This is a genomic window from Solibacillus palustris (assembly GCF_022549215.1).
Classification (GTDB): Bacteria; Bacillota; Bacilli; order Bacillales_A; family Planococcaceae; genus Solibacillus; species Solibacillus daqui.
In genome coordinates this window covers 906,365-918,386 of sequence record NZ_JAKZFC010000001.1, presented here as the reverse complement: position 1 = coordinate 918,386, position 12,022 = coordinate 906,365, and the positions used below count along the sequence as shown (strand labels likewise).

General features: G+C 37.8%; 10 protein-coding genes. 1 reads left to right on the top strand and 9 read right to left on the bottom strand.

The annotated features are described in order from the left end of the window. Nucleotides 1–114: 114 nt before the first annotated feature. Nucleotides 115–1,923: a dihydroorotate dehydrogenase gene (locus tag LZ480_RS04240; protein ID WP_241368130.1), complete on the top strand. Its 1,809-nt coding sequence runs from the start codon at nucleotides 115–117 to the stop codon at nucleotides 1,921–1,923. A 100-nt stretch (nucleotides 1,924–2,023) separates the two neighbouring features. On the opposite strand, the gene LZ480_RS04235 is transcribed toward LZ480_RS04240, so the two are convergent. The 9 genes from LZ480_RS04235 to LZ480_RS04195 form a co-directional block, all read right to left on the bottom strand. Continuing rightward, nucleotides 2,024–3,145: a Nif3-like dinuclear metal center hexameric protein gene (locus LZ480_RS04235; RefSeq protein WP_241368129.1), complete on the bottom strand. Its 1,122-nt coding sequence runs from the start codon at nucleotides 3,143–3,145 to the stop codon at nucleotides 2,024–2,026. Further along, the gene (locus tag LZ480_RS04230) at nucleotides 3,142–3,837 is read right to left on the bottom strand and encodes a tRNA (adenine(22)-N(1))-methyltransferase (RefSeq protein WP_241368128.1); all 696 of its coding nucleotides are present in this window, start codon (nucleotides 3,835–3,837) and stop codon (nucleotides 3,142–3,144) included. The genes LZ480_RS04235 and LZ480_RS04230 overlap by 4 nt, the downstream gene beginning before the upstream one ends. A gap of 132 nt (nucleotides 3,838–3,969) precedes the next feature. Further along, on the bottom strand, nucleotides 3,970–4,305 hold the full coding sequence (locus tag LZ480_RS04225) for a c-type cytochrome (protein WP_241368127.1): 336 nt from the start codon (nucleotides 4,303–4,305) through the stop codon (nucleotides 3,970–3,972). 236 nt (nucleotides 4,306–4,541) lie between these two features. Further along, a complete protein-coding gene (locus tag LZ480_RS04220; protein ID WP_241368126.1) occupies nucleotides 4,542–5,678 on the bottom strand; it encodes an acyl-CoA dehydrogenase family protein in 1,137 nt (378 codons plus the stop codon). Between the two features lie 362 nt (nucleotides 5,679–6,040). Continuing rightward, nucleotides 6,041–6,592 (bottom strand): hypothetical protein, encoded by a 552-nt coding sequence (locus tag LZ480_RS04215; RefSeq protein ID WP_241368125.1) that lies wholly within the window; start codon nucleotides 6,590–6,592, stop codon nucleotides 6,041–6,043. A gap of 395 nt (nucleotides 6,593–6,987) precedes the next feature. Next, on the bottom strand, nucleotides 6,988–8,115 hold the full coding sequence (rpoD, locus tag LZ480_RS04210) for an RNA polymerase sigma factor RpoD (protein WP_241368124.1): 1,128 nt from the start codon (nucleotides 8,113–8,115) through the stop codon (nucleotides 6,988–6,990). A 30-nt stretch (nucleotides 8,116–8,145) separates the two neighbouring features. After that, complete coding sequence (gene dnaG, locus LZ480_RS04205; protein WP_241368123.1) at nucleotides 8,146–9,978, bottom strand: DNA primase; 1,833 nt, start codon at nucleotides 9,976–9,978, stop codon at nucleotides 8,146–8,148. Nucleotides 9,979–10,255: 277 nt separating this feature from the next. Next, nucleotides 10,256–11,071: a pyruvate, water dikinase regulatory protein gene (locus tag LZ480_RS04200; protein ID WP_241368122.1), complete on the bottom strand. Its 816-nt coding sequence runs from the start codon at nucleotides 11,069–11,071 to the stop codon at nucleotides 10,256–10,258. 7 nt (nucleotides 11,072–11,078) lie between these two features. Then, the gene (locus LZ480_RS04195) at nucleotides 11,079–11,717 is read right to left on the bottom strand and encodes a helix-turn-helix transcriptional regulator (protein WP_241368658.1); all 639 of its coding nucleotides are present in this window, start codon (nucleotides 11,715–11,717) and stop codon (nucleotides 11,079–11,081) included. Nucleotides 11,718–12,022 lie beyond the last annotated feature (305 nt).

The following is a 12,022-nucleotide window of genomic DNA, read 5'->3' as shown; positions in this document are numbered from 1 at the left end:
GCTCCTCAGGCATCAATGAGGGGCTTTTTTGCATTCTAATTTTCCCTGTTTTTCTTTTCTAACAGTAGCTATGTTAAACTATTAGATAATTGGAAAAAATTGAGGTGAAATTTTATGCCTGATTGGTCATATCATCCTTTAAAAAAAATCTTATTTTCTAAAATTGAAGCTAAAAAAGGCCGGCAATTTATTCATTATTCCATGAGTACCATAGCTTCTCTGCCAGGTGGGAAACATGTTATTGAATTTTTAGGGCATAATGCAACAAGCTCACTTTTGCATAAACAGTTAAACAACACAAATTTTAAGTCGCCCATTGGTTTGAGTGGCATGCTTGATCCTGAATTAACCGGAACCAAGGCCTTTCAAGAGCTGGGCTTTGGCTATATTGAAATTGGCCCGATTGTTTTCCGAGCACCTACTACCCAAATCGCCCCACAATGGCAGCAAAATCAGATTGCCTTTTCAACTTCGAGTGAAAAGGTAACATTAAACCGAGCATTACAGGTCGTTGTTGCAAATAAATTTCATGTTCCGCTATTTGCTCGCTTAGATGAAGGCTTATGTGCAGTAGATTTACAGCGCTGTATGGAACATCTTTCACCGTTTGTTGATGGTTTCTTTTTATATTCAAAACAGCTTGAGTTGCTTCGTTATGAAGTTGGCGTACCGATCTATCAAATTCTCTCGGCAAATCAGGTACATTCCTCGATTCAGCTTGCAAAATCCATATCTGGCGTTGTAATTGACGCCCCTTTTTTAAATAGTGGAGACCGCCTAATCGAACAAGGAGATGGGTTATATTTACTTCAGGAAGCCGTCCAGCTCATGAAAAAGCAATTTTCAAATCTCCCAATCATTACGAATGGAGCAATAAACGCTCCTTCAGATGCACTTATTTTAAATAAAGCGGGAGCAGATTTAATGATGCTAACAGAAGGCTTTGTAAATACAGGTCCGGGTTTGCCAAAGCGAATTCACGAACGGCTTTTAGTAGATAAAATGCCCTCCCATTCTACATCGCAATGGCATTGGTCCTTTATATTTGGCCTTGCGATTTTTATTGGTGGCTTCATTGCACTCTATTTTGCACTAACAACTGTCATTTTACAGTACGATGAAAAATTTATTGGACTAACGAGTAGTCAATTAATTTTAATTAATCCCAAAATAATCGCATTTATGGCACATGATCGGATGTCGCTCGCGGGGACGATGATTTCTGCAGGCATTTTGTATATGACACTAGCCTATTTTGGATTACGTCGGCAGCTTCATTGGGCGAATGTAACCTTTCATAGTGCCGCAATCATTGGCTTTTTAGGTATTTCACTATTCATCGGATACGGTTATTTTGATTGGCTACATGGATTATTTTGGTTGGCACTACTCCCTATATACATTATGAGCTGGCGTGAGAGAAAGAATCTCAAAGCCAGTCCGCAAAGTTGGCATGACACAAATGACCTTGCATGGAAACGTGCTGTTTATGGACAACTTTTATTTGTCATACTAGGATTTTCATTATTAATCGGTGGCTTGGTCATTTCGATTATTGGTATTACAACCGTTTTCGTTACAACAGATATTAGCTTTTTATGCATGGATTCAGCTACGCTACAAGCTATTAGCAACCGTTTAATTCCTGTAATTGCCCATGACCGAGCTGGTTTTGGTAGTGCGCTTGTCAGTGTTGGTATACTTGTACTTTGCCTATCACTTTGGGGATTCCGCGCAGGCGAACGCTGGCTATGGTTTACCTTTGCTTTTGGTGCACTTCCTGCGTTTTTAGCGGGGATTGGAACACATTTTGCAATTGGATACACAAGCTTCATACATCTAGTACCACTCTATTTTTTATGTGTGCTTTATGTTGTCGGCTTAGTATTATCCTATTCACATTTAACAAGACAAAAAGTTTAATAGAAAAAAGTTGTTTACTCAAACAAATCGAGTAAACAACTTTTTTAAAATATATGAAAGTATAATTTTTTCAAAGTGTATAGGCTAAAGCGCTTAACTTTTATATAAATTTAAACGGCTCTGTATGGATTGTTGATTGAATGAATGTTACTGGTATTTTTTTATCCGCACATAAAGCGGTCATTTTTTCTGCTACCCCTTTAATCATTACCTTTTCCACATGATGTCCTGGGTCGACGATGCTTAGGCCATTCACCTCTGCATCTTGCGCCATATGGAAGCCAATATCCCCAGTGACAAAAACATCCGCGCCCGCAAATTTTGCCGTTTTAATGTATTTGTTGCCGTCTCCACCAACAACCGCAATCTTTTGAACGGTGCGATCCAATGGTCCAACTACACGTAAGGCAGGTACATTTAACTGAATCTTCACAAACTCTGCAAAGTCCTGCAATGTCATCGGCTCTTTCAACTTACCAATTCGCCCTAACCCCTGCTCATTTGTAGATAGGTCCATCACAAATAAATCATAGGCCGGCTCTTCATAGCTATGTGCATTTAACATCGCTTTCAATACTTTATTTTTTATTGATTGTGGGAATACTACTTCAATTTTTTCTTCGCTCTCCACATGCAATTCGCCCACTTCTCCAACTGTTGGGTTCGCACCTTCTAATGCGCGGAAACGTCCCTCACCTACAACTGTGTAGCTACATGCCTCATAATTTCCGATTTGTCCTGCTCCAGCTTTTGCTAACGCTTCACGCATCCTATTACTTTCTGCAACTGGTACAAATACTGCGAGCTTCATCATTTTTTCTTCATAAGAATAATCTAAAATTTGTCGATTTTCTAGTTGTAAGGCATCCGCTAATAAATCATTAACACCGCCTGGAGCGACATCTAAATTTGTATGCGCTGCGTAAACTGCGATATCATTTTTTAAACACTTTTCGTACAGCGCACCTTGTGGATTATCTGTACGTAAATTGGATAGTTTCATAAAAATCGGTGGGTGATGGGCAATGATTAACTCACAGCCCTGTGCAATTGCCTCTTCTACGACTTCATGCGTAACGTCTAATGTCACTAACACCTTTGATACCGGTTTATTTAATGTTCCAATCGCTAAGCCAATCGGGTCATTCGGCATACAGGCATACTTTTTTGGTGACCATGATTCAAAAAGTTGAATGATTTCGTTACCGTTTACGGTTTTCACGCAATCGCCCCCTGTACCAACGCAATTAAATGTGTTAATTCATCAAACTTTGCTTTATTTTCCTCTGTTTGTTCGGCATTACTAATCGCTTGTTGTACACGCTGCCAGTTTGCTACTTCTCGTGACCATTTTTCCACAAATACCGCACTTTTTGTGTTCATTAACTTTGGTCCAAGTAATGTTTGTGCTTCATTTAAATCCATCGAGCCGCGTTGCAATACAAGTACTTCATACACTTTGCCGTCTTCTTGTAAAATCACTTCATCCTGCAACGCCCATCCATGTTCGAGTGCCCATTCGCGGATCGCCTTTGCATGTATATTCGGCTGTAAAATGAGACGCGTCACATTTTTTAAGGCTTGTGGGTGTTTTTCTAAAATGGATACGATTAATGGACCACCCATACCAGCAATTGTAATAGCTGTGATACCATCTGCTTCTTCTACTGCTGCAAGGCCATCTGCTAAACGTACCGTAATTTTTTCTGTTAGCCCTTCTGTGCGCACCTGACGTACGGCAGAATCGTAAGGACCTTTTACGACTTCACCCGCAACTGCGCGTGCTGCAATTCCTTTATGTACTAAGTAACATGGTAAATAAGCGTGGTCACTGCCGATATCTGCTACGACTGCTCCTGTTGGTACAAATGACGCCACTGTTTCCAATCGTTTTGATAATTTTTGAGCGTTCATAAAAATAGTTCCTCTTTTCTATATAACAAATTACTTTCATTATATAAAAATTTCTATGACACGTCTCGCTTAAGTCTTTTACAAAACAAAAAAGTGCAGAAATAGATTGTTCTACTTCTACACTTTCTACAATTATAGTCCTGAAATATATTCAGCTACTGCTTGAGCCTCTGCTTCCGTTTTTAAGATAACAGGCATCGCACCTTGACCGTTTAACGCTACTTCTTGAATATGAGCAGCATCTAAACCAGCAATTGCAGGCGCAGGACCTTGACCTTGTAAGTCACCACCGTGACAAGAGATACAGTTCTTTTGAGCAACTTCTTCACCGCTGATTTCAGCTGTTGCACCTGAACCTTCCCCATCCGCACTGTTTTTATCAGCAGCACCCTCAAATGACATGAAGAAAATTAGACCGATACCGAATACCATGATAAGAACGTAAGGAATAAGTGGATTGTTTTTCATTGAGTTCCCCTCCCTCATTAATTATTCTTTTTTTGTGGATAAAAAAGTATAAACTTTTCTAGTAAATCCACATCAGAAAAGACGATATTTCGAGCCATTTTGACACGAAATATGTTTTTCTAACTAAACAAAAGTCTAGTAAACAATTCTAATTGTACTTGATTCTCTAAAAAACGAAAAGACCTAACCAACAAGTTTTACTAGCTTTGTAACATTTCTTCCATTTTTATATAACATTATAAGATATGTCTTGCAATAACCATTTTTTGAACTTCGGAAGTCCCTTCACCAATTTCAAGCAGTTTTGCATCGCGCATAAAGCGTTCCACTTCATATTCTTTCATATAACCATAGCCACCATGGATTTGAATTGCTTCATCACACACTTCCATGGCCATTTCTGAAGCATAGTATTTGGCAATCGCTGCTTCTTTACTAAAAGGACGCCCTTGATCTTTAAGCCATGCCGCTTTATAAACAAACGTTCTTGCTAGTTGGATTTTTACCTCCATATCGGCAAGTTTAAACTGCGTTACCTGAAAGTCTGCTAATGCTTTGCCAAATTGCTTGCGCTCTTTCGAATATTGTAGCGCTTTATTTAATGCACCTTGCGCAATCCCAACTGCCATTGCGGCTATACCAATTCGTCCACCATCAAGCGTTGTTAAAAATTGCTTAAATCCATTGCCACGAACACCGAGCAAGTTTTCCTCTGGTACATGCACATCCTGCAAAATCAATTCAGTCGTATTCGAGGCATGTAGGCCCATTTTTTCATAATTTGATTTAATTGTAAAACCAGGCGCATCGGTCGGTACAATGATCGAACTAATTTCTTTTTGGTCGCCAACTCGATCTGTAATAGCTGTCAATGCTAGATGCTTGGCATAGCTCGCATTTGTAATGAACACCTTCGTACCATTAATTACGTATTCCCTATTAGTAAGCGTGGCCGTTGTTTCTGTTCCCCCTGCATCTGATCCCGCATTTGGTTCTGTTAATCCAAATGCGCCAAATGATTCCCCTGTACAAATCGGTACTAAGTATTTTTGCTTTTGAGCTTCTGTGCCAAATAAATTCAAAGGCGCACCACCTAAAGAAATATGCGCCGAATACGTAATACCAGTTGATGCACATACACGGCTCAATTCTTCCGTTACAATCGCAAAGCTAATCGTATCTGCACCACTCCCACCATATTCTTCAGAAAACGGTAAGCCCATAATGCCCATTTGCGAAAGCTCATTAAAAATTTCAAGTGGAAATTCTTTTGTTCGATCACGTTCTACCGCTCCTGGTGCTACCACTTCATCTGAAAATTCCCGAATCATTTTTTGTAACATTGCTTGCTCTGTCGATAAATCAAAATGCATTGTATTCATCCTCTCAACCAACGTAGTTTACAAGTTTATTGTAATCTAAAAATTGTTATTTTTACAGAAAAATACATACATTTAAGAGAAATATTCGTCATATTCATAATTTTAAAGACATTATTATTTTGAATATTTTTTGTTTACTAAGGTTATTTTTATAAGGCACGCTTTGTTGTGCTAGGGGAATCCAACACGATGTTAGTTACGAATGCGTTGCCATACGAAGTGGAGCTACTTATCATTCGATCCTCTTCTTTTCTAATGGCGTGACACAAATCTTTGCAGGTTACCTAAAATATTTCTAGAAAAAAAGCTCGTTTCATTCCTTATTTGGAAATGAAACGAGCCTTGATTCATTATTAAAAATACATCCACGTGCCAATAATAATAATTAAGCCAAGCACGCCTGAAATGGAAAAATAAATAATACGCATAATAATTCCGCTTAATAACCAAAATACACAGTTCACAAGCAGTAATATATAGAGCATTTCATTATTGCCATCAAAATAAGAAGTACAAGCTTTTAATGTAACACCTAGTGCGGCAAGTGCAGTCGCTAGTTGTAGCATCGTCGCTAATATCTTATTTTTCTTGGCGAAATACATCGCTCCAACTAGGCAGCAGGCGGCAAAAACACCGGCAACGCCAATTACTACCCACTCATATTGGATTGTGAAAAGCAACAAAACGATTACAGCCGCAACTATTGGAAAAAATGTTGCCATGCTAAGCTTTTTACGTTTCTCAATGCTTATTACCGCATTTTTAGCTTTGCCTTCAATTTCTTCACTATGATTGCCTTCTGAATAGAGCGTCATTAAAAAATCGCAATAATGCCCGGGTAATAGCTTATTTTGTTTCCAAAATGTAATTTCATTCATAATAATTTGCTTTTTTTGATTTGACATAATTTCGCTCCAAATCTAGTAATATGTATTTTATTATCCCTTTTATTGTAAGTAATTAATGTCAACGAATCATCAGTAAAAAGTAGCATCATAGATCCAAAAACCATTACCTTTATACTAACAAATTCAAATTATCCTCAAAAAAAGATTGTTCAGAAATTCCTTTCCAAACAATCTCTTATCAATTATACCAAGGCGTCTACCGTGGCTTTGTGCCAACACGATGGTAGTCACAAAGGCGCTGTCACAGGTCTTTACGCTCTTAGACTTTGTTCCTTTAGCTTAAGTTTACCTTTTCAGCCGGGAGTTTGAAGCTCTACTGAATTAAGTACATTCTCACCATTCATCCCCACTTATAGAAATAGGGAGATTCCGCCAAAAAAGTTAAACCAATTTTATTCTAAGAAATCTTTTAAGCGTTTTGAACGAGATGGGTGGCGTAGCTTGCGTAATGCTTTAGCCTCGATTTGACGGATACGCTCACGTGTAACACCAAATACTTTCCCTACCTCTTCTAATGTACGTGTACGGCCATCATCTAAACCGAAACGTAATCGTAATACGTTTTCTTCACGATCTGTTAATGTGTCTAGCACGTCTTCTAATTGCTCTTTTAATAATTCGTAAGCCGCGTGATCTGCTGGAGATTGGGCTTCTGAATCTTCGATAAAATCACCTAAATGTGAATCATCTTCTTCGCCGATTGGTGTTTCAAGCGAAACTGGTTCTTGTGCAATTTTTAAAATTTCACGTACTTTTTCAGGAGTTAAATCCATTTCTTCTCCGATTTCCTCTGGAGATGGTTCGCGACCTAAGTCTTGAAGAAGTTGACGTTGTACACGAATTAACTTGTTAATTGTTTCTACCATGTGTACTGGAATACGAATTGTACGCGCTTGGTCAGCAATCGCACGAGTAATCGCTTGTCGAATCCACCATGTTGCATAAGTTGAGAATTTGAACCCTTTACGGTGGTCAAATTTTTCAACTGCTTTAATAAGCCCCATATTTCCTTCTTGAATTAGGTCTAAAAATAACATTCCGCGTCCTACATAACGCTTTGCAATCGAAACTACAAGACGTAAATTCGCTTCAGCTAATCGTTTACGCGCTTCTTCGTCACCTTGTTCAATACGTTCTGCTAAACGAATTTCTTCTTCAGCAGAAAGTAAATCTACTCGACCAATTTCTTTTAAATACATACGAACTGGGTCATTAATTTTAACGCCAGGAGGAACGCTTAAATCATTTAAATCAAAAACTTCCTCGCTTGATTCTTGCTTTGAAAGTGCTTCTTCTTCAAATTCTTCTTTACCTTCAACTGTTACATCACTTTTTTCGATTTCATCTGCAAAGTTGAAAATTTCTTCGTTTTCTAATTCAAAAAATGCTAAAGTATCTGAAATTTCTTTCATCGAAATTTCGCCAACTGATTTTGCTTTTGCTAATAGTTGTTTTTTAATTTGTTCTAATGAAACACCGTTTACCATCGTATCTTTTGAATGTTTTGACTTGTCCGCCATAAACCTTCCTCCTTCTAAAAACAAATCGCGTTAAATGCCCATTTTTATTTTTCTGCTAAGGTCAATAATTTGTTGGGCGATTTCAAGAGCCCGTCTATGTTCGTGCATCTTTTCCGCTTCTTTTTGATTGTGTTTTAATTGTTCAATTTGTAATTCTAGGCGACGCTTTTCGATTTGCTTTAGGCAATCCGTGATTTCAGCTTCACCGTGTTCAGGATTACGATCAATATAAGCTGCTTCCATTACAATTTTGCGCAACTCAGCGTCGTTTAACACCTCGACAAAACGGTGAAAATCTGCCAATTCATATTCTTCGTAAAAACCAATTAAACGAACAAAAACTGCTAAATATTCTTCGTGAATAAAGGGCTCATTGTTTCCACTTTTGAGCACCCTATTGACTATATTTACATCATGTAGCATATGCGCTAATAACAAACTTTCCGCGCGATCTGTTGCATCTTTTTTACGCTCTTGCATCGCGAGTTCACTTTGTGGCGTTTGTAATACAACTTGACTTCGCTTTTGTTCTTTCACAGTATCAGCTGTTAATTTTCGAAGCTGTGCATTAATAGCCTCAGGTGAAATGTTAGTATCTGCTGCGATTTGACGAATATATAAATCTCGTTCTGTTGGAGAAGTATCACCTTTTAACGTTTCCAATACTTCCTGAATATATTGCAATGTATCATTTTCAAATTGAAAGTTTTTCCCTCGCTTTGCATGCATCATCATAAATGCAATATAGGCATGCGGCTTATCAATAATTTGATTTTTAAAAACTTCAGCACCATTTGCTCGAATAAATTCATCTGGATCAAGTTTATCTGGTAATACCGAAACTTCCACTTTCAATTGCTCTTCGTGAAGCATTTGCGCTGCACGTTTGGCCGCCTCAAAACCAGCATTATCACCATCATAGCAAACTGTAACTTGCTGTACTAAGCGCTTTAGCTTTGTAATATGCTGGGATGTAAGAGACGTACCCATCGTCGCAACTGCATTATATACACCTGCTCGATTTGCTGCTAAAACATCAATAAAGCCTTCCATTAAAATTACTTGTCTTGTCTTACGAATCGAAGCACGTGCTTTATCTAAATTGTAAAGCACCTGACTTTTATGGAAAATTGGCGTTTCTGGACTATTTAAATATTTGGCATCGTCGCCATTCGTATTTAAAATCCGACCTGAAAAAGCGATTGTTTTACCATTTTCATCACGAATCGGGAACATAATGCGCCCTCTAAAGCGATCAAAATAGCTATTATCATTCTCTTTATGGATGATAAGTCCGCTCTCTGCCATATCTTCTAAATCAAATCCTTTACGATCCAATAGTATAGACAGTGTGTCCCAATTTGGCATTGCCCATCCTATTTGATGTGTTTCGATTTGGTCGCGTGTAAATCCTCTTTCAAGCAAGTAATTTAACGCTTGCTCTCCATCTTCTGTATTCATTAATATATGATGATAAAACTCTACCGCAAATGCATGTGCTTCTCGCATTTGTTGTTCTTTTTTCGAAAAAGGATTGTTTTCCGTCTGTTGTTCCCCTACAAGTTCCACTTCGAGTGGAATTCCTGCACGCTGGCTTAACTTTACAAGTGCATCGGGAAATGGAATGTGTTCAATATCCATAACAAATGTAATGGCGTTTCCACCTGCACCACAGCCAAAACAGTGGAAAATTTGCTTTTCTTGAGACACGGAAAAAGAGGGTGTTTGCTCCCCATGGAATGGACATAATCCAAAATAGTTGCGCCCTCTTTTCGTTAGCTGCATATAGTCACTAATGACGTCGACTATATCAGACTGTGAACGAATCTGCTCAATTACATGTTCAGGTATTTTCCCAGCCACTTTATCACCATCTAAATATTTCGAGACTTATTACAAAAATCCTCTAAATTTCGACAAATTTTTTAAGAATAATTATTGTAACTTCCCTATAATTAATATTTTTACCACAATTTTATTATTATAAAACAAAAAGGCTTATACTGCTATATTTTTTTGAGAAAACGATAACAACCAGATATAGAATTATAAAATTTCTACATATATAGTGTCTTTTATTGTTTCGCTTAAAACCTTAAAAAACCTCCTCACAAAATATTTTTCGAGGTGGTTTTCGAAGTTATTTATATTCTCGTTCATATAAATCAATAATTTTATGAGCCGTTTCTTCAACCGCACGATTTGTAACATCGATTGCCTGACACCCTATTTTATCAACAATACTATAAAAATAGCTAATTTCTTGCTCAATTCGTGCCTGTTGCGCATAAAAGGCATCTTCTGTAAGACCAAGTGTAATGAGACGTTCTTTTCGAATATTGTTTAATTTTTCTGGCGTGATGACTAAACCGAAGCATTTTTTCGGATCGATTTGCATCAATTCTTCTGGTGGTGTTACTTCAGGCACAAGTGGTACATTCGCAACTTTATAACTCTTATGAGCTAAATATTGAGAGAGCGGCGTTTTAGATGTACGCGAAACTCCAATCAATACAATATCAGCTAATGGAATCCCACGTGGGTCCTGCCCATCATCATATTTCACTGCAAATTCAATCGCTTCAATTTTTTTGAAATAATCATCATCAAGTTTATGTACAAGACCAGGTCTTTGTAGTGGCTCTTCCCCTGTTGATGATTCGATTAAATCCATCATCGAGCCTAATAAATCGATAGCTGAAATTTGATGCAGTTGTGCGAGCTCCCGCATTTCCCTACGCATCTCCCTAGAAACCAATGTAAAAACAATAGTCGCTTCATTTAATACCGCAATATGAACAATCTTTTCTAACAACTCTTGATTATTAATGTGAGGAAACTTGCGAATTCTTACATTCTCAAAATTTGGACGAAATTGGCTAACCGCTGCCTTTGCTGCCGCTTCCCCTGTTTCACCGACTGAGTCCGAAACAACGAATATCGTAATCTTTTTCATAGTTCACCTATAAATCATGAGTTTCTGCCAAAGAAATAAAGGCACGAGTAATATTTGTCTTTGTCACTCGACCAATAACTTGAACTCCTGCTTCTGTTTCTTTAACAACTGGCATCGAGTCAATTGCACGTTCAATTAGTTTTTTAGCTGCATCAACTAAGGTATCTGAATTCTTGCAATAGGCAATGTTTGGCATACGTGTCATAATCATATGCACAGGGATTTTATTTAAATCTTGAGAACCGATACTTGAGCGTAACAAGTCTTTACGCGATAATACACCTTGCAAGATTTCATCACGATCAATGACAAATAGTGTTCCGACATCTTCTGAAAACATATGAATAATCGCATCGTAAACCGTCATTTGGTCAAATACGACTACAGGAGATGCTTGAAAATCTTTTACTTTTAAGTTAAGCATTGACTCCGTTAATACAACTGCATTTTTTTTCCCCGCATAAAAATAGCCGACTCTTGGTCGCGCATCTAAAAATCCCGCCATTGTCAATATTGCTAAATCCGGTCGCAAAGTTGCACGTGTTAAACCGAGGCGCTCAGCTATATGCTCACCCGTAATAGGGCCGTTTTCTTTTACAATTTGCAAGATCGCATCTTGACGTTTATTGAGTTCTATTAGACTCACCCGCTTCAAAATAATGTTATACTTATTCCTTAATTATTATATACTATATTGTTCTATATTGCGAAGAAAAGAATCTTTTGTTACAATATGAGCGAACGAAAAAGTTGTTCTAACATTTAATTTTATATGTAAGCGATGACGGGAATAATAAGTATCAATTCTAACACAAGCGAGTAGGGATAGTGTAAGCCTACAATTGGATTTGAGAAACGGCACCCCCGAGCTATTTTTTTAAAGAGGTTTTTATTTTACATAAAAACAAGCGGGGTGGAACCGCGGGTAAATCACATTTGACGCACTCGTCC

What these genes read in the sequence shown, in the direction of transcription:
- LZ480_RS04240 (WP_241368130.1), top strand. Translation starts at nt 115, where the DNA reads ATGCCTGATTGGTCATATCATCCTTTAAAAAAAATCTTATTTTCTAAA.
- LZ480_RS04230 (WP_241368128.1), bottom strand. Translation starts at nt 3,837, where the DNA reads ATGAACGCTCAAAAATTATCAAAACGATTGGAAACAGTGGCGTCATTT.
- LZ480_RS04225 (WP_241368127.1), bottom strand. Translation starts at nt 4,305, where the DNA reads ATGAAAAACAATCCACTTATTCCTTACGTTCTTATCATGGTATTCGGT.
- LZ480_RS04220 (WP_241368126.1), bottom strand. Translation starts at nt 5,678, where the DNA reads ATGCATTTTGATTTATCGACAGAGCAAGCAATGTTACAAAAAATGATT.
- LZ480_RS04215 (WP_241368125.1), bottom strand. Translation starts at nt 6,592, where the DNA reads ATGTCAAATCAAAAAAAGCAAATTATTATGAATGAAATTACATTTTGG.
- rpoD (WP_241368124.1), bottom strand. Translation starts at nt 8,115, where the DNA reads ATGGCGGACAAGTCAAAACATTCAAAAGATACGATGGTAAACGGTGTT.
- LZ480_RS04200 (WP_241368122.1), bottom strand. Translation starts at nt 11,071, where the DNA reads ATGAAAAAGATTACGATATTCGTTGTTTCGGACTCAGTCGGTGAAACA.